The 17,233-nt window shown below is 68.2% G+C and carries 14 protein-coding genes; 5 read left to right on the top strand and 9 right to left on the bottom strand.

The genetic code is table 11. The features are described from left to right. Positions 1-6: 6 nt before the first annotated feature. Positions 7-1,638, bottom strand: a complete 1,632-nt coding sequence (locus HZS54_RS03765; RefSeq protein WP_179920627.1) for a DNA-directed DNA polymerase II small subunit — start codon at positions 1,636-1,638, stop codon at positions 7-9. A gap of 157 nt (positions 1,639-1,795) precedes the next feature. On the opposite strand from HZS54_RS03765, the gene HZS54_RS26565 reads away from it, so the two are divergent. After that, on the top strand, positions 1,796-2,965 hold the full coding sequence (locus HZS54_RS26565; protein ID WP_179920626.1) for a S26 family signal peptidase: 1,170 nt from the start codon (positions 1,796-1,798) through the stop codon (positions 2,963-2,965). Between the two features lie 41 nt (positions 2,966-3,006). Here HZS54_RS26565 and HZS54_RS03755 read toward each other — a convergent pair whose 3' ends face one another. Beyond that, on the bottom strand, positions 3,007-4,785 hold the full coding sequence (locus tag HZS54_RS03755) for a Cdc6/Cdc18 family protein (RefSeq protein WP_179920625.1): 1,779 nt from the start codon (positions 4,783-4,785) through the stop codon (positions 3,007-3,009). Between the two features lie 1,072 nt (positions 4,786-5,857). Here HZS54_RS03755 and HZS54_RS03750 point away from each other — a divergent pair. From HZS54_RS03750 to HZS54_RS03740, 3 genes are read left to right on the top strand one after another with little or no spacing between them, the layout of a single operon-like run. Continuing rightward, the gene (locus HZS54_RS03750; protein ID WP_179920624.1) at positions 5,858-6,499 is read left to right on the top strand and encodes an Era-like GTP-binding protein; all 642 of its coding nucleotides are present in this window, start codon (positions 5,858-5,860) and stop codon (positions 6,497-6,499) included. A gap of 3 nt (positions 6,500-6,502) precedes the next feature. Then, positions 6,503-6,892: a DUF2073 domain-containing protein gene (locus tag HZS54_RS03745; protein WP_049930009.1), complete on the top strand. Its 390-nt coding sequence runs from the start codon at positions 6,503-6,505 to the stop codon at positions 6,890-6,892. Between the two features lie 6 nt (positions 6,893-6,898). Then, positions 6,899-7,828 carry an OapC/ArvC family zinc-ribbon domain-containing protein gene (locus HZS54_RS03740; protein WP_179920623.1) on the top strand — a complete coding sequence of 310 codons (930 nt, stop codon included), beginning with the start codon at positions 6,899-6,901 and terminating at the stop codon, positions 7,826-7,828. Between the two features lie 398 nt (positions 7,829-8,226). On the opposite strand, the gene mdh is transcribed toward HZS54_RS03740, so the two are convergent. After that, a complete protein-coding gene (mdh, locus tag HZS54_RS03735) occupies positions 8,227-9,150 on the bottom strand; it encodes a malate dehydrogenase (protein ID WP_179920622.1) in 924 nt (307 codons plus the stop codon). A 175-nt stretch (positions 9,151-9,325) separates the two neighbouring features. On the opposite strand from mdh, the gene HZS54_RS26170 reads away from it, so the two are divergent. Beyond that, on the top strand, positions 9,326-10,183 hold the full coding sequence (locus HZS54_RS26170) for an Sjogren's syndrome/scleroderma autoantigen 1 family protein (protein WP_179920621.1): 858 nt from the start codon (positions 9,326-9,328) through the stop codon (positions 10,181-10,183). Positions 10,184-10,268: 85 nt separating this feature from the next. Here the strand turns inward: HZS54_RS26170 and HZS54_RS03725 are convergent, their stop codons facing one another. The 6 genes from HZS54_RS03725 to HZS54_RS03700 form a co-directional block, all read right to left on the bottom strand. Continuing rightward, on the bottom strand, positions 10,269-10,802 hold the full coding sequence (locus HZS54_RS03725) for a redoxin domain-containing protein (protein WP_179920620.1): 534 nt from the start codon (positions 10,800-10,802) through the stop codon (positions 10,269-10,271). Positions 10,803-10,934: 132 nt separating this feature from the next. Then, positions 10,935-13,469, bottom strand: a complete 2,535-nt coding sequence (locus HZS54_RS03720) for a DEAD/DEAH box helicase (protein WP_179920619.1) — start codon at positions 13,467-13,469, stop codon at positions 10,935-10,937. 78 nt (positions 13,470-13,547) lie between these two features. Continuing rightward, the gene (locus tag HZS54_RS03715; RefSeq protein ID WP_179920618.1) at positions 13,548-13,877 is read right to left on the bottom strand and encodes a hypothetical protein; all 330 of its coding nucleotides are present in this window, start codon (positions 13,875-13,877) and stop codon (positions 13,548-13,550) included. An 89-nt stretch (positions 13,878-13,966) separates the two neighbouring features. Continuing rightward, positions 13,967-14,548, bottom strand: coding sequence for a diacylglycerol/polyprenol kinase family protein (locus HZS54_RS03710; RefSeq protein WP_179920617.1), 582 nt, complete (start codon positions 14,546-14,548; stop codon positions 13,967-13,969). A 21-nt stretch (positions 14,549-14,569) separates the two neighbouring features. Continuing rightward, complete coding sequence (gene glyS, locus HZS54_RS03705) at positions 14,570-16,345, bottom strand: glycine--tRNA ligase (protein WP_179920616.1); 1,776 nt, start codon at positions 16,343-16,345, stop codon at positions 14,570-14,572. Further along, a complete protein-coding gene (locus HZS54_RS03700; RefSeq protein ID WP_179920615.1) occupies positions 16,342-17,190 on the bottom strand; it encodes a CBS domain-containing protein in 849 nt (282 codons plus the stop codon). Before HZS54_RS03700 ends, glyS begins: the two co-directional genes overlap by 4 nt. Positions 17,191-17,233 lie beyond the last annotated feature (43 nt).

Raw genomic sequence — 17,233 nt, 5'->3', positions numbered from 1 at the left:
CGCGCGCTACTCGAAGTCGTGGATGCGCAGGTCGAGCGTGTCCAGCGAGACGATGGGCGCGAAGGCCACGTCGGGGTCGATGTTGACGCTCTTCTGGAAGTCGGTCTGGGCCTGCCAGCAGCCCGAGTTGATGGTGAGGACGTTGTGGTACTTGCCGTAGCCGAGCTTGTGGACGTGGCCGGAGTGGAACACGTCGGGCACCGACTCCATGACGAGGTGGTCCTCCTCCTCGGGGGCCAGCCGCGTCTGGCCGCCGAACTGCGGGGCGACGTGGCGCTTCTTCAGCAGCTGGTACATCGGCTTGTGCGGCTCGTCGTAGCTGGCCTTGTCGTCGGGTAGCTCGGCGATCACCTCGTCCAGCGAGACGCCGTGGTACATCAGCACGTCGACGCCCTCGACGGTGACCGTCGAGGGGTTGCCGGAGATACGAGCGTCGTGTGCGCTCATGATGTCCCGGAGTTCCTCGTCGAAGGCCGGCTGTGGTTCCGCGAGGCGGACCGCGTCGTGGTTACCCGGGATCATGATTATCTCCACGTCGCCGGGCACCTCCTTGAGGTACTCGCTGAAGCGCTCGTACTGCTCGTAGATGTCGACGATGTCGAGTTCTTCGTCCTGGTCGGGGTAGACGCCGACGCCCTCGACCATGTCGCCGGCGATGAGCAGGTACTCGACGGCGGAGGCGTCGGCGGTGTGGAGCCAGTCGGTAAAGCGGTGCCAAGCGTCGGCCTCGAACTCCTGGCTGCCGACGTGGACGTCGCTGATGAGCGCCGCCTCGACCTCCCGGTCCGCCGTCGAGGGTTCGTAGGTGCGGGGGATCTCGGGGAAGTACAGCGAGTCGACGAAGAGGATGCCGCCGTCGTCGGCGAGCGTGCCGTCGACGGCGATGACCTCGTCGAGCAGGAGTTCCTGCACGAGGGCGGCGATGTCGCGGTCTTTCATCACCAGACACGGGAACGTGCCGTTGGTGTCCTCCAGCTCGACCAGCCAGTGGCCGCTGGCGGTCGAGCGGATGTCCGAGACCATCCCGACCATGGCGGCCTCGCTGTTGCCCGGCATCGACTCGATGGCGTCGGTCGGCCGGTGGTTGACCCGCCCGCGCAACTGCTTCGAGAGCTTCTCGTAGCGGTCGCGGAACACCGCGACGAAGTCGGAGTACTCGCCGGTCCCCGTGCTCTGGATGTCGCCCTCGACGGCGACCGACTGCTTCGCGGGGTCGGCCGGCGTCCGTCCGCCACCGGTCGCCGAATCGGTCGTTCCACCGCCCCCTCCCCCCGACCGAGACCCCCCCGTTTCGACTGCAGCGCCCGCACCGTCGTCCGACGATTCGGGGGCGGACGTTCCAGTCGAAACAGGGGGGTCTTCGCCGGCGGGTTCGTCGGGGGATTCCGCCGGGGTGTCCGCGGTCGGTTCCGGGTCGGTTCGAGCCGACGAACCGCCGGACCTCGACCGGGTGTCGACGACTTCCTTGACGTGGTCGGCGGTGAGCACGACGGCGTCGTCGGGGACCGTTTCGAGTGTACGGTCGAGCGCGCCGGCGGGGTCGGGAGTCGAGGCGAGGAGGGTGACCGCCTCGGGTTCGGCGTTGTAGCCCCGTCTGGCGAGTTCGTTGGCGACGTGGACCGGCGTCTCGAGCGGCACAGTCGGTGATCGGCGGCGGTCCGCAAAAGCGTAGCGAACCCGTCGGCCGGCCGAGCGGGGCGCTCGCTCGAACCGATCCGCGAGCGGGAATCGACCGACGGAACCCGGCGGATGCGGGTCAGAACATTCAAACGCCCACTGACCCAACGGGCTGGCAATGAGTCCGCCCCGCGACGACGAGCCGCCCTCCGAGTCCCCCGACGGACCCGTCGGCGGTAGTGGCTCCGGCGAGGCCGACGACGGCGCTCCCGACGAAGGGGACACGGATCCGGAGCGACCGGGCGGCGTATCGTCCGACCGGGAGGACGCCGGGGTCGACGAGGGTCGGGACGCCGAAATCGACGGGACTTCGAACGACGAGACCGACGGAACTTCGAGCGACGAGGCCGCCGGAGAGCGAGACATCGGAGTCGACGAGGGTCGGGGCACCGAGGCCGACGGGGAACGGGGGGCGGAGGATCGGACCGGGGTTCCGGAGACGGGCGAGAGCGGGGCGGACCTCACCGGGAACGCGGCCGGCGGAACGGAGGCGGGCGTCGTCGTCAACGGCGGCGAGCCGACGGCGGACGCGCCGCCGATCCGACATCGCGACGGCGACGAGGGCGAGACCGCCGAACGCAGCGGAGCGCGGACCTTCGTGGTGGACGTGGTGTCGAGCGCGCTGGCTGTGTTGCTGGTCGGCGCGCTGCTGTTCGCGGTCAGCGGGGTGTGGCCCCCGATGGTCGCCATCGAGAGTTCGAGCATGGCGCCGCACATGCAGACCGGCGACCTGGTGTTCGTGATGGAGGAACAGCGGTTCCCCGGTGAGGGCGCGGTCGCCGGCAGCGGTATCGTCACGCTGGACTCGGGTCGGGAGTCCGGCTACACGATGTTCCAGCGCCCGGGGGACGTGATCGTCTACAAGCCCGACGGCAACGACGGGGCCACGCCGATCATCCACCGGGCGATGTTCTACGTCCAGGAGGGCGAGAACTGGTACGAGGAGGCCGATCGACAGTCGCTCGGCCGGTTCAGCGAATGCGGGGAGTCGCCGGACGAGGCGCTGCCGTACTGCCCGGCGCCGCACGCCGGGTTCATCACGAAAGGCGACAACAACGGCGGGTACGACCAGGCGCAGGCGGACCCGCTGAGCGCACCGGTCAAACCCGAGTGGGTCGTCGGCACCGCCGAAGTCCGCGTCCCGAAGCTCGGGTGTATCCGCCTGCGGAACGAGCGGTGTCTCGGCGGCAGCCGCGCGGCGATCACCGGCGCGACGCTCGCGGGCGACGCGACGACTCGGAGCGCGGTGAATCGGAGTACAGTGAATCGGAGTGCGGTCGCTCCGTAGGTCCGGGGCGAAACGCCGGCAGAAACGGCGAGCGCGACCGCTCAGTTCTCGTTGTCGAAGCGGGTCTGGACGAACGGCTGGGTGTCCTCGATGTCCGAGAGCCGCGAGTCCGAGAGGAGCACGGCCTCGGTCTCGTCGATGGGCACCGACAGGGAGATCTCCTTGGTGCGCCCGTAGCGGCCCTTGCTGACGACGACCGCGTTGACGATCCCGAGCATGTCGAGTTCGGAGATGAGGTCGGTGACCCGTCGCTGGGTGAGGGTGTCGACGTCGATCTCCTCGCACAGGCGCTGGTAGACGTTGTACACCTCGCCGGTGTTGATGTTGTGGACGCCGTTGCTCTCCAGCATGATGATGGCGAACAGGACCAGTTTCGACTGGGTGGGGAGGGTGCGGACGACCTCGACGACGCGGTCGAGTTCGATCTTCTCCTGAGCCTTGCGGACGTGGTCCTCGTCGACGTCGTCGGTCTGGTCGCGCTCGGCGAGTTCCCCGGCGGTCCGCAGGAGGTCGAGCGCGCGGCGGGCGTCGCCGTGTTCCTGCGCGGCGAAGGCCGCACAGAGGGGGATCACGTCGTCGGTCAGGGCGTCGCCCTCGAAGGCGACCTCGGCGCGGTGTTCGAGGATGTCCCGCAGCTGGTTGGCGTCGTACGGCGGGAAGACGATCTCCTCCTCGCCGAGGCTGGACTTGACGCGGGGATCGAGAAAGTCGGTGAACTTCAGGTCGTTGGAGATGCCCATGATCGAGACCCGCGAGCGCTCCAGCTCGGAGTTCATCCGCGAGAGGTTGTAGAGGGTGTCGTCGCCCGACTTCTCGACGAGCTTGTCGATCTCGTCGAGCATGATGACGACCACGCGCTCGTGGTAGTCGACGGCGTCGAAGAAGGTGCTGTACACCCGGTCGGTCGGCCAGCCGGTCATCGGCACCTGCTCGAACGACTCGCGGTCGTCCTCGAGTTGCTCGATGCGGTCCTCGACGGCCGCGACCGAGTCGTACTCGGTCTCCGCCAGGGCGGCCGGGTCCTCGTGCGCGCGCTCGCGCAACTCTTCGAGGTCGTCGAGCTCCTCGTCGATGACCGCCTCGTTCTTCTCGATGAACTTGTTGGCCAGCTGGGCGAGCACGCGGTACTGCGTGTCGGTGACCTCGCAGTTGATGTACTCGACCTCGCAGGGGACCTCGTACTTCTGGGAGGTCGACTCCAGTTCCGTGCTGACGAACTTCGCGCTGGCGGTCTTGCCGGTCCCCGTCTTCCCGTAGATGAGGATGTTCGACGGCGAGTCCCCCCGCAGCGCGGTCACGAGGATGGTCGCCATGTTGTTGATCTGCTCCTCGCGATGGGGGAGCTTGCGCGGCGTGTAGGAGGGGCGCAACACCTCCTTGTTCTCGAAGATCGGATCGCCGGCCAGCAGGTCGTCGAACAGCCCCTGGGAGGCCTCCTCGGGGTCCTCGGACCCGACATCGTCGAGCATCACGTCGTCGAGCACCGACGAGTCGACGTCGTCGTCGCCGCTCGCGGAGTCGAAGTCGACGCCCGACGAATCGACGCCGTCCCGGACGGTCGACGCCGAGTCGGTGTCGACGGCGTCCGTCGTCTCGGGATCGGGCGACTCGTCGTCCGTCGACTCCTCGCCACCGGCGGTCGACTCCTCGGTTCCGTCGGCCGATTCCTCCCGGTCCGCCGACTCCCCATCGGCGTCGGGTTCCGGTCGCGTTCCCTCACCACCTGCCGACGAGGGTAGCTGTTCGTCGTCTCCGTCCGCCCCATCCACGAACCGCTGTGAATCGAGCGTCGTATCCTGGTCTGTGTCGTCCCCGTTCATCGTAAGTCGTTCGAGTACCGCGTAACCGAACCCCTCTGTTTCGTCTGGAAGTGCCGTCGCGCACCCGCGGAGCGCGACTCATACCGATGATATCACCGCGTTCCGTCGATTCCGACGAGAGCGGCGAGTCCAGTTGAACCACAAGAACCCGTGGTTGATACGATATTAAATATTTCGGTGACTATCGCGCGGGGCCCCGTGAAAGCGACCGGATCCCGTCGATACGCCGACGTAGACGGGCGTACTGCGAGCTATCTCGATGTCGGACGGCAACCCAGTCGAGCGACCCGTTCGAAGGAGACACGGGACGGCCCCAGGAATGTCATCGATACGACCGTTCCGGCCGCCCCTCCCCCACCCCTTCGTTTCGGGTGGAACGAGCATAAGGACAGGTGGGGGGTCAGCGACGAACGGACGACCTCGCTAGAGAGAAAGATTTACCACCTAGACCGTAAAACCAAATCCGCACCAGAGAGAAAACAATATTTCGTCTAGTTTCGTGTCTAGTTGTAGAGTATCTATGTCCGCTAGTTATCTCGAAATCACCGCAAGTAATTCTAGACTAGGTCGAAATGCCTGAGCGGCATTTCTTTCTGACCCCGATCCGAGGACACGTTTCGGGCCCGCTCGAACCACTCCTACGGGTCTCGGCCGTTCCACTCGAAACGAAGGGGTGGGGGTTGGGCGGGTGGGGGTGAGTGAACAGGGGATGAGTGAACTCCCGTCGGTGGGTCGAGTGAACGAGGGACATTCGGTCGGGCTTCGGGAGAACCGACTCGACTCACCGACCCGTCTCCGAGCCGACGGACTCCATCGCGTTCGGCCGGCCGTACGACTCATCGCGTTCGCCCACCGCACGCAGCCCATCGCGCGGACGGCGCCTGTTCCTCCCCGCACGACCTCCACCTTCCCTGACCGTTCTCACGGGTCCGCTCGTAACCTGCGGTGACGGGGGCTGAGTCGACCGAAATCCGGCAATCATGTCGAAATATTTATATATGTCTGACGTAGGCTTAAGTGAGTCGGAGCGGCTTATTCGCTCAGATGCGTCCCTGTGGCGCAGGAGGATAGGATGGGACTGTTCACAGAACTCAAAGACAGTATTTCGCGGGCAGCATCGACGCTGTTCTCCGAGGAGGATCCGAAACGTATCGGCATCTACGGCCCGCCGAACGCGGGGAAGACGACGCTCGCCAACCGCATCGCCCGGGACTGGACCGGCGACGCGGTCGGCCCGGAGAGCCACGTCCCCCACGAGACGCGCCGGGCTCGCAGGAAGGAGGACGTCGAGATCGAGCGCGACGGCAAGACGGTCAACATCGACATCGTCGACACGCCGGGCGTGACGACGAAGGTTGACTACACGGAGTTTCTCGAACACGACATGGAGAAAGACGACGCCGTACGTCGCTCCCGGGAGGCGACGGAGGGCGTCGCCGAGGCGATGCACTGGCTCCGCGAGGACGTCGACGGGGTCATCTACGTGCTCGACTCGACGGAGGACCCGTTCACCCAGGTCAACACGATGCTCATCGGGATCATCGAGAGTCAGGACCTCCCCGTCCTGATCCTCGCGAACAAGATCGACCTGGACGAGTCGTCGGTCCAGCGGATCCGCAACGCGTTCCCCCAGCACGAGACGACGGAGCTGTCGGCTCTCGAAGGTGACAACATGGACGAAGTGTACGACCAGATCGCGGAGTACTTCGGGTGAATCATGGCTGAAGCACGACACCCCGAAGACGAAGACGGAGTGCAGATCGACCTGATCAGCGCCGAGCGGATGGACGGCAAGACGACGATGGAGAAGATCCGGATGATCCTCGATGGCGTCCGGGACAACAACATCGTCATCCTCGAAGCCGGCCTCACGCCCGACGAGGAGTCGCGGCTCATCGAGGTCACGATGACCGAGATCAGCCCCGACGAGTTCAACGGCATCGAGATCGAGACCTACCCCAAATCGCAGGCCGACGACTCGAGCCTGCTCGGCCGGCTGATGGGCAAAGAGGAGACCAAGAAGTTGACCGTCATCGGGCCGGCCAACCAGATCGAGACGCTTCACAAGGACGAAACCCTCATCAGCGCGCTCGTCTCACGGAAATAGCCAGGTATGCCCCACCAGTGTACGAGCTGCGACCGGACGTTCGCCGACGGCTCCAAGGAGATGCTGTCGGGGTGTCCGGAGTGTGGCGGCACGAAGTTCCAGTTCCGTCCCGACGGGTTCGACGGCTCCGAGAGCGGGTCCGGCCCGGCCGACGGCGGCGCCGGCGATTCGGGCACCGACGACGGCGGAGCCGTCGACGCGCCGGCCGAGTCGCCGCCCGAGCCGACCGACCGGCCGGGCGACTCGGTGAGTCGGACGGTCGGCAACGCCGCCGCGACGGTTCGGGACCTGGTCGGCGGCTCGGCGGGCAGCGACGCCACGGAGGCCCGTCCCCCGGCGGAGTCCGGCGGTGCGGGCGCTTCCCCGGACGCCACGACCGTCGGTGCCTCGGCGGCCACCGAGGACTCGGACTCGCCCGCCTCGACGGGCGAGGCGTTCGACGACGACATCATCGTCGCCGAGTCCGAGCCCGGCACCGAGGACACCGCCCAGGCCGACGCGCGCAGTCAACTCGTCGACCCCGACGAGATGCCCGACTCCACGGGGTTCGACCCCGCCGGGTCCGACGACGGGGCGGACGGCGCCGAGGGCACCGAGCCGTCCGACGACGAAACCGCGACTGTCACCGACGAGGCCGCGACTGCCACCGACGACGCCGTCGAGTCCGCCGCCGGCGACGCGGACCCCGACGCGGAGGAGTCGGACGGCCGCACCGTCGCGGAGGAGCCGGACGCCGAGCGGGCCGACCGCCCGGATCTGGCCGAACTCCGCGAGGAGCTCAACGACCAGTTCGAGAGCATCCGCGTCGTCGAACCCGGCCAGTACGAACTCAACCTGATGGAGCTGTACGACCGCGAGGAGTACATCATCGCGCTCCAGGAAGACGGTCGCTACAGCATCCAGGTGCCCGAGACCTGGCGCCAGGCCGACGCCTGAACCCACCCTCCTGCGCCGCTCGACCCCCCGTTTCGACTCGACGACTTCCGCAGCGACGATCGCGCATCGGTGACTCCGCAGCGACGGCTCCGTAGCGTCGACTCCGAAGCGTCGCGGTCTCGCGATGCACCGCAACGACGGCGAGGCCGCGCTCCGGTGATCGCCGGTGCAGGCACAATCGTTATACTCTCGGCCGTCGATACTCGCGCCAACGGAGGGGTACCCGTGACTCACCAGCGTTCACATCTCGAGGAGTGGGCGTCACTGCTCGACGAACGAGTGTCCGAAGAAGCCCTCGACGAGGGGCGTCGACCGGACGGGCGCGCCGACCGGTCGGAGCCGCGTCGGGGCGGCTAACCCGTCAGCGCCGGGTCGTCGTCACGCTCCGCTCGGCGCCGTCAGTCCTCGCTGGTCATCTGGTCGTACTGGTCGGAGAGCTTCTCGGCGGCGTCGTCCATGAGTTCTTGCTCGTACTCGGACAGTTCCCACTCGACGACCTCCTCGACGCCGTCGGAGCCGAGCTTGACCGGGACGCCGAAGGCGGTGTCCTCGTAGCCGAACTCGCCGTCGAGGACGACCGAGCCGGGCAGGACTTCGCCGGTGTCGTTGAGGATGGCCTCGACCATGTGGGCGACGCCCGTCGCCGGGCCCCACTCGGTGGCGCCCTTGCGCTCGATGACGTTCATCGCCGACTCCTGGAGGTCCTCGAGGATGGCCTCGCGCTCGTCGGCGTCGAACTCAGGGTCGCGGCCGTCGACGCGGACCTTCGAGAACACGGGGACCTGGGCGTCGCCGTGTTCGCCCAGGATGGTCGCCTCGACGTTGCCGACCTGCGTGTCGAACCGTTCGGAGAGAACGTAGCGGAACCGCGCGGAGTCCAGCCGGCCGCCGAAGCCGACCACCTGCTCGCGTGCGCGCGAGCCCGTCTCGTAGAGGTGGCGGTTGAGCAGGTCGACGGGGTTCGACGTCGTCACCGTGACGAAGTCGTCGTTGTGCTCGGCGAGCGAGGAGCCGATGTCGTCCATGATCGGCGCGTTGTCGCCGGCCAGGTCGATGCGGGTCTGGCCGGGCTGGCGGGGGATACCGGCCGTGATGACGACCACGTCGGAGCCGGCGGTGTCCTCGTAGGTACCCTGGCGGACGGTCGTGTTCGAGTCGTAGGCGACGCCGTGGTTGGCGTCCGCGGCCTGCCCGATCGTCACGTCCTCCTGGTCCGGGATGTCGACGAAGACGAGGTCGTCGACGATGTCCCGAAGCGCAAGGTTGTACCCCGCTGCCGCCCCGACGGTGCCCGCCGCACCGACGATGCTAACTTTCGTCATATCACGTCAAACTGTGCCACGTTCAGTGGGTAAATCTATCGAAACCCGACCGCTGGCCGCGTCGTTCGTCACTTCTCGGTTCGACAGCCGTCGATCCGATCGCGGTCGGCGGTGGGGCCGACGGTGGGGGAACCGTGGCGACGGCCTTTTTGGCGGTGGCCGGTATCCTACGGGTATGAGCGACTTCGACAAGGAAGCCGAGCGCGAGCGGCTCCGCGAGAAGTACGAAGAGGACAAGCAGAAACGGGAGGCCAGCGAGCGGATGAGCGACCTGCTGTTGAAGGGCGCGACGATGACCAACGCCCACTGTAACGACTGCGGCGACCCGATCTTCCGCTACGACGGCGACGAGTTCTGTCCCACCTGCCAGCGCGTGGTCACGAACGACGAGGCCGTCGAGGAAGCCGCCGAAGGGGAGGGGCAGGTCGACGAACCCGTCGAGACACCCGAGGAAGGCGGGGACGCCGACCCCGCCGCGGTGGATGGGGCGACCGACCAGCCCCAGACGGCCGAGAACGGCGACACGCCCGACCACATCGAGGTCAAACAGCCCGACGGCCCCGCCGTCCGGACCGGCGCAGACGAGACCGGTACCGAGCAGGCGACGGCCGAGGGGTCGAACGCGGACGCCGGTCCCACGGGTGGCCAGCAGCGGCCGACGCAGTCACAGCCGACTCAGCAGCCGACTCAACAGCAGTCGACCCAGTCCCAACCGTCCCAGCAACCGACTCAACAGCAGCCGAGTCAGCCACAGCCGGCTCAGCAGCCGAATCAGTCACAGCCGACTCAGCAGCAGCCGGCTCAACAGCAGCCGACCCAACAGCAGTCGGCGTCCGAGCCGACGGGATCCGCGGTCACTGCCGACGCCGAGGCCGGCGACGACTTCGGCGCGGCCCACGCGTCGCTGGTGCGGACCCTCCGGAAACACGCCGAACGCGCCGAGAACGCCGACGACCCGCGCCGCGCCCGCGACCACCTCGCGGCGGCACGCGAGGCGGCCGAGGCGCTGGGCGCGCTGTCCGGGTCGTACTGAACGGAATCGCCCCACCGCGTTTTCCCCTACTGCAACCGATTCCCCGGATCGGCAGCCGATTTCCCCGGATCGGCAGCCACCGTCCCTACGTTTCCAGTGCGTCCCGCGCCGCGTCGAGCGCCTCGGACGGACTCGGACACTCCTGAAGCGTCTCGCCGCCCTCGGTGTGGACGAGCCGCGAGAACGTCCCACGCGTGTCGAGGACGCCGATCCCCGGCAGCGTGTCGACGCCGACCTCGACGTCGGAGAAGGCGTCGAACCGCGGCGTCCCGTCGGTCATCGCCGTCGCCGCGCCGCCGTCGGCGTCCGCCGCCGACGGCCCCTCCGAGGAGTCGGCGAGGACGGGATAGGTCAGGTCGTAGCGTCGCCGCCAGTAGCCGGTCCGCTCGGCGGTGTCCGGGAGCGCCCCGACGACGGCGATGTCCTCGGCGGCGAACTCCTCGAACGCCTCGCTGTAGGCCGTGGCGCGCTCGCGTGATACCTGACAGTAGTGGTCTCGCAACAGGAGTACGACCACGGCGTCGAACTCGCCCGCGAGATCCTCGCTCGCGACCGTGTCCGGCCCTGGCCCCCCGTTCGGCAACTCGAACCTGACGATCCATTGCATGCCGTCGCTCATCTCTTGCCCCCTGCTGGTATCGGCTTTGAACCCGGGGGTAATCGTTGTTCGGATCGGTCAGGATCTCGACTCGAAACGAAGGGGTGTCGGGGTCGGAACACCGCCACCCGGCCCGGCGGTCGAACCTCGCGGTCAGCCGTCGTAGTCGCTTCCCACAACTTCGCGGATACGTTCGGCGGTCACCTCGCCGACGCCATCGGCCGCCAGGAGCTCCTCTGCGTCGGCGGTCATCACCGCCTCGACGCTGCCGAACTCCGCGAGCAGGGACTCGGCGGTCACGGGTCCGACTTCGGCGACGCTGGCGACGACGTACTCCTGCTGTTCGGCCAGCGTCTTCGAACTCTTCTCGCCGTGGACGCTGACGGTCCTGTCTTCCTCTTCCTGCTCGCGGGTCGCGACGGTCGACAGGAGCTCTCTCGTCTCGTCCTCGTCGGTCGTCCGCAGGACGCTCGCCCCGAAGTCGACGGCGATGGAGGCTAGCGCCCCGTGGATCGCGTTGGGGTGGACGTTGCGCTCGCCGTAGAGGTCCTCGCCTTCGATGACGACCACCGGCCGGGCGTAGTAGCGGGCGGCGTCGGTGAGCTGCTCGAACAGCGAGCGCTCGTCGTCGCCGGTCAGCGTGTCGAGGAAGTCCGACACGGTCTTGCGCTCGACGACGACTCGGTCGGAGAGCACGTAGTCGCCGACGGCCAGCGTCTCCAGGCGCGTCTCGATTCCCTCCTGGCGGGAGAGGTCCTTCGCGATGGCGGCGTCCAGTTCCCGCTGGTCGACGACGACCTCGACGGTCTCCTCGTCGTCGGCGCTCGCCGTCGCGACCTCTCCCTCCGGTTCGTCGCGCTCGGCGTCCTCGCCGCCGCCGTCCGACCCCCCGCTCTCGCCGCCCGCGAACGCGTCGAGTCCGGCCTGGCCGTCGCCCTCGTCGGCTTGCGAGGTAGTTGCGACCTCCTCCGTTTCGGGTGCGTCGTCCGTGGACTCGTCCCCGTCGTCGCTGGATTTCGATGCGGCTTCGCCCCCCGTTTCGTGTGGAGCAGCGCTCGCGTCCGTCGCCGGGTCGTCCGCGCCGTCGCCGACGCTCTCGAACTCGTCCATCCCGGTCTGGGTGAGCTCGCTCTCGATCTCGCCGGCCATCGACTTCAGCGAGCGCAGCTCCTTCTCCATGCGCTTCTGGTCGTTGCGGGCCTTCCAGAAGTAGGCCTCGTCGCGGGTGTCCTCGGCCAGCAGGACCGAGACGGCGCCCTCGGTCTGGCGGCCGGTTCGGCCCTTGCGCTGGATGGCGCGGATGGCGGTCGGGACGGGTTCGTAGAAGAGTACTAGATCCACTTCGGGAACGTCCAGCCCCTCCTCGGCGACGGACGTGGAGACGAGCACCTCGAACTCGCCTGCCCGGAACTCGTCGAGGGTCTCCTGTTGCTCTTTCTGGGTCATCCCGTCGCTGCCCTCGGTGTCGGACTGGCCGACGAACTTGCGGGTGGTGAAGTGCTCGCCGAGGAAGTCCGTCAGCGTCTCGGCGGTGTCGCGCGATTCGGTGAAGACGATGACGCGCTCGCCGTTCTCGATGCCGAGCGTCTGGGCGAGGAGCATCCGCGTCCGCCTGAACTTCGGGTGCAGGTCGTCGTAGTCCTCCGCCCGCCGGATCGCCTCCCGCACCTTCGGCTCGGAGATCATCCGCTGGTCGGCCTTCGACGCGCCCGAGGAGCGGGCGGCCTGTTTCTGTCGCTCGAAGTAGCGTCGGAGGCTCTCGACGCTCTGGGTCTCGGCGTAGGTGACGGCGGTCCGGAGCTTGCGTATCTCCGCGAGGAAGCTCATCCCCTCGTAGCCCTCCGACTGGTCGTTGTTCATCAGCTCCCGGAGCTTGCCCTGGATCGTCTGGATCTCCCGTTCGGACACGTCGGGCTTGCTGGTGTTCGTGACGCCCAAGTCCCGCAGTTTCGACAGCCGGTCGGCGATCACGTCGTTGATCGCGTCGCGGATTTCGATGACGGTCTCGGGCAGCTCGACGCGCTCCCAGTCGACGGTGGTCTCGTGGGTGTAGGCCGATACGTCGGCGTCGTCCTCGGTCATCACCTCGACTTGGGCGAGCCCGAGGTTGCCGCAGACTTCGAGGATGGCCTCCTCGTCGTCGCCGGGGGAGGCGCTCATCCCGGTCGCCAGCGGGTCTCGGGCCTCGTCGTGGTAGCGCTCGGCGATGTAGTTGTAGGCGTAGTCGCCGGTCGCGCGGTGACATTCGTCGAAGGTGCAGTGGACCACGTCGGTCAGGTCGACCCGGTTGCCGACGAGGTCGTTCTCGACGACCTCGGGGGTCGCGACGACGATGCGGGCCCCGTTCCACAGCTCCGCGCGGTCGTCGGGGCGGGTGTCGCCGGTGTAGACGACGATCTCGTCGTCGGGCACCTCCAGGGCCTCCCGGTAGAACTCGGCGTGCTGGGTGACCAGCGGTTTCGTCGGTGCGAGCAGCAGGGACTTGTTCACCACGTCGCCGGCCAGCCGCCGGGCGGTCACCAGCAGGCTCACCGTCGTCTTGCCGAGGCCGGTCGGGAGACAGACCAGGGTGTGGGTCTCCAGAGCCGCGTCGGCCAGCCTGCGCTGGTAGGTCCGGTCTTCGAGAAAGCCGTCGACGAGGAGCGGCCCGGAGACCCCCTCGCCGTCGCCCTCGTCGGTCGTCGCCATTTGGTACGGGTTCGCCCCGCCGCCCGATAAGGGTTCAGGTACCGCGGCGGAAGTGGAACGGCGGTACTCCCCAGTGGTTCAGGTCGCGCTCACCAGTCGCAGTTCCTCGCCGTCCTCACTCTCTTCGAGCCGCGCGTTGGGGAGCGTACAGGGCCACTCGTCGTAGTCGACGGGGAGGTCGCTCTCGCCGTCGCGCCACCGGTCGTAGTCCACGTCCTCCCAGTTGCGGTCGTAGTCGGCGCGGTCGCCCCAGCCCAGCCCGTCCCAGGTGTTCTCGTCGATCTCCGGGGAGGGTTCGAGGTAGAACGCCGCGCGGTCGGCGTCGAAGTCCACGACCGTCCCGACGGGCTTGCCGCGGTCGCGAACCCGGACACCGAGGTACTCCTGCCAGTTCGGGTCGTCGAGCATACCCGCACTTGCCCCGAGACCCGGATGAACGCCGGGCCTGCCGTGGCAAGTGGGGGCCGACCGGTGGCCGTGACCGGACCAGCGGTCGTTTACACCGGAGTGGCCGGGAGAAACTGCATCGCGAGGGACATGACGGCGGCGCCGGCGACGGGGATCGTGAGGTTGTCGTCGATCACGTACCCCCGGATCACGGGTTTGACGCCGTCGGCGAGCGTGGCGGCGGCGCCGCCGAGGACGGCCGCGACCGGCGTGACGAACGGGACCGCCAGTAGCGTCGCGACGGCGAAGGTCACGAGGAGGACCGTCACGTCCTTCGCGGTCCGCAGTTCGCCCGACCCGAGCAGTCCCGAGACGGGGTCGGCGATCGTCAGCATCAGGATAGCCGGGACGGCGACCGTCGGTTCGAAGGCGAGCGCGACGACGGCCATCGAGAACACGGCGAGGAAGTAGCCCGCGAGGTTGTCCTGCTCGTACTCGCGGGTGAGCTTCTCGTAGACCCACCAGTCCAGCCCGACGACCAGCCGGACGACTTCGAGCACGAGCCCGACGGCGAGCCCGCCCACGAGGAGCGCCTGAACGTGGACCCACTCGACGCCCGGGACGAACAGGTACGCGAGCGGCACCGCTGTCCCGCTGGCGTGGACCAGTCGACGGACGATTTCGTCGCGCATCGAGTGGGTCTCCTCCCGCGCCTACAGCTCCGCGAACGCCAGCTCGCCCTCGCGCAGCGCCTCGAGCGTCTCCGGGAGGGCCTCGACGTCGACGCGCTTCTGGGCGGTCGTGTCCCGCTCGCGGACCGTCACGGTTCCGGGCTCGCCCTCGTCGTCGTCGCGGGCCTCGCCGACGGTCGCGTAGTCGACGGTGACGCAGAACGGTGTGCCGACCTCGTCCTGGCGGCGGTAGCGCCGGCCGATGGCGCCCGAGTCGTCGTACGCCACGGAGAGGCCGCGCTCGCGCAGGTCCGCGGCGACCTCGCGGGCCTTCTCCCCGAGGCCGTCGCGGTCCATCAGCGGGAAGACCCCGACCGTCGTCGGCGCCACCGCCGCGGGGAGTTCGAGGAACGTGCGCTGTTCCCCGTCGATCTCGTCCTCGCGGTAGCAGTGGTCGAGGACCGTATAGAGGGCCCGGTCGATGCCGAGCGACGGCTCGACGACGTGGGGCGTGATGTGCTCGCCCGATTCGGTGACCTCCTCGACGGAAAAGCCGGTCTGGCTCACCGGCACGTCGTAGCTCTCGCCGTCGACGTCGACGGTGACCTCGCCGTCCTCGCCCGCCTCGCGGAAGGCGTCCGGGTCTTCCTCGGCCAGTCGCTCCAGCGCGTCGGCCACGTCGCCGGCCGCGCCGCCGAACTCGGGCCCCAGCGCGCTCATGTCCGGGTCGACGGTGGGCCGTTCGACCGTGACGGGTTCGTCGTACTGTTTGAATATCGTGTAGTCGTCGTCGGAGTGCTCGTCGTGTTTCGAGAGGTCGTAGTCCCCGCGGTAGGCGAAGCCGGCGATCTCCACCCAGTCCCCGGTGACGTAGCTCTCGGCGTCCCAGCAGTCGGCGGCGTAGTGGGCGAGTTCGCCGGAGAGGTGCTGGCGGAACCGGAAGCGGTCCATGTCGACGCCGATGCGCTCGTACCACTCCGTCGCGACGCCGAGGTAGTAGGCGATCCACGGGTCGGTGACGACGCCCTCCTCGACCGCCTCCCCGATCGTTAGATCCCGGGTCTCGCCGTCCTCGTTCTCCTGTGCGGCCGCGCTGTAGAAGGGTGCGACCACGTCCTCGACCGCCGAGAGGTCCGGCTCGTCTTCCTCGGGGTCGACGAACAGTTCGAGCTCGGCCTGGGTGAACTCCCGGACGCGCACCAGCGACTTCCGGGGGCTGATCTCGTTGCGGTAGGCCCGGCCGATCTGCGTGACCCCGAAGGGGAGCTGGTTGCGGGCGTACTCCGCCAGTTGCGGGAACTCGACGAAGATGCCCTGGGCGGTCTCGGGGCGCAGATAGCCCGGTGAGGACGAGCCGGGGCCGATCGTCGTCTCGAACATGAGGTTGAAGTCCTCGACGGCCTCGCCGGCGAGGCCGGTGCCGCAGTCGGGACAGACGAGTTCGTACTCGGCGATGATCTCGCCGACGCGTTCCGGACCGAGGGCCTCGGCCTCCTCGTAGTCGGTGTTGTCCTCGACGACGTGGTCGGCGCGGTGGGACGCCCCACACTGGGGGCACTCGACTATCATGTCGTCGAAGCCGTCGAGGTGGCCCGACGCCTCGAAGACGGGCTCGGGCATCACGGTGGGGGCGTCGATCTCCATGTTGCCCTCGCGGACGGTGAAGCGGTCGCGCCAGGTGTCCTCGATGTTGTCCTTGAGTGCGGCGCCGTTGGGGCCGAAGGTGTAGAAGCCCGAGACGCCGCCGTAGGCGCCGGCGCTCTGCAGGAAGAACCCGCGACGCTTGGCGAGTTCGGTGAGGTCGGAGCCCTCGCTCATCGAAGCGCCTCCAAGAGATCCATGTCCCGGACGATGCCCGAGAGCTCGTCGCCGGAGACCAGCGGGATCTGCTCGATGTCGTGTTCGATCATCAGCTGGGCGGCGTCCTGGGCACTGCGGCGACCGCTGATGGTGACCAGATCGCTGGTCATGAACTCCGAGACGGGGCCGGCGGGGATCTCGACGTTGCGGGTGGGCATGTACCGGGAGCCGACGGCCTTGACGCTCTCCCACTTCCAGTCGTCGTCGTCGGCGGCGAGGCTGTCGCCGGTCTCCTCCTCGCCCTCGACGACGCGGGCCACGTCGATGACGTCGACCTCGGTGATCATCCCGCTGGTCTCGCCCGCGTCGTCCAGCGCGACGCCGTAGGGGGCGTCGGCGTGGGAGAGTTCCCGCTCGGCGACGGGCAGCGGCGCGCCCTCGTAGACGCAGTTGACCTCGCGCTGGGCGAGGCCGTCGACGGTCACGTCGCCGTCCACGTCGCCGGTCGCGATGGCGCGGACCACGTCGGTGATGGTGACGATACCCTCCAGTCGGCCGTCGACGACGGGGACGCGGCGGGCGCCCTCGGCGAGCATGAGTCCGGCCAGCTCGGTGAGGGTGGCGTCGGCGCCCGTGGTGGGGACCTCCTCGACGAGCATGGCGAGCTGGTCCTCGTCGGGCTGGTCGATCAGGGCGTCACGGGAGACGAGGCCGCGGAACTCCTCGCCGTCGTCGCCCTCGGTGACGACCGGGACCGACGAGAACGCCCGCTCCTGGAGATACTCGAGGACGTCGTCGCGGGTGCCGGGCAACTCGACCGTGACGAGGTCCTCGCGGGGCGTCATTACGTCTGCGACGTTCATAGTACAGCGTACTCCCAGCCCCAAATACTAAGACCTTACACTT

This window comes from Halosimplex pelagicum (assembly GCF_013415905.1).
GTDB lineage: Archaea > Halobacteriota > Halobacteria > Halobacteriales > Haloarculaceae > Halosimplex > Halosimplex pelagicum.
Note: the sequence above shows the minus strand (reverse complement) of the source record. Positions and strands in the feature narration are given on the sequence as shown.

What these genes read in the sequence shown, in the direction of transcription:
- HZS54_RS26565 (WP_179920626.1), top strand. Translation starts at nt 1,796, where the DNA reads ATGAGTCCGCCCCGCGACGACGAGCCGCCCTCCGAGTCCCCCGACGGA.
- HZS54_RS03755 (WP_179920625.1), bottom strand. Translation starts at nt 4,785, where the DNA reads ATGAACGGGGACGACACAGACCAGGATACGACGCTCGATTCACAGCGG.
- HZS54_RS03750 (WP_179920624.1), top strand. Translation starts at nt 5,858, where the DNA reads ATGGGACTGTTCACAGAACTCAAAGACAGTATTTCGCGGGCAGCATCG.
- HZS54_RS03745 (WP_049930009.1), top strand. Translation starts at nt 6,503, where the DNA reads ATGGCTGAAGCACGACACCCCGAAGACGAAGACGGAGTGCAGATCGAC.
- HZS54_RS03740 (WP_179920623.1), top strand. Translation starts at nt 6,899, where the DNA reads ATGCCCCACCAGTGTACGAGCTGCGACCGGACGTTCGCCGACGGCTCC.
- mdh (WP_179920622.1), bottom strand. Translation starts at nt 9,150, where the DNA reads ATGACGAAAGTTAGCATCGTCGGTGCGGCGGGCACCGTCGGGGCGGCA.
- HZS54_RS26170 (WP_179920621.1), top strand. Translation starts at nt 9,326, where the DNA reads ATGAGCGACTTCGACAAGGAAGCCGAGCGCGAGCGGCTCCGCGAGAAG.
- HZS54_RS03725 (WP_179920620.1), bottom strand. Translation starts at nt 10,802, where the DNA reads ATGAGCGACGGCATGCAATGGATCGTCAGGTTCGAGTTGCCGAACGGG.
- HZS54_RS03720 (WP_179920619.1), bottom strand. Translation starts at nt 13,469, where the DNA reads ATGGCGACGACCGACGAGGGCGACGGCGAGGGGGTCTCCGGGCCGCTC.
- HZS54_RS03715 (WP_179920618.1), bottom strand. Translation starts at nt 13,877, where the DNA reads ATGCTCGACGACCCGAACTGGCAGGAGTACCTCGGTGTCCGGGTTCGC.
- HZS54_RS03710 (WP_179920617.1), bottom strand. Translation starts at nt 14,548, where the DNA reads ATGCGCGACGAAATCGTCCGTCGACTGGTCCACGCCAGCGGGACAGCG.
- glyS (WP_179920616.1), bottom strand. Translation starts at nt 16,345, where the DNA reads ATGAGCGAGGGCTCCGACCTCACCGAACTCGCCAAGCGTCGCGGGTTC.
- HZS54_RS03700 (WP_179920615.1), bottom strand. Translation starts at nt 17,190, where the DNA reads ATGAACGTCGCAGACGTAATGACGCCCCGCGAGGACCTCGTCACGGTC.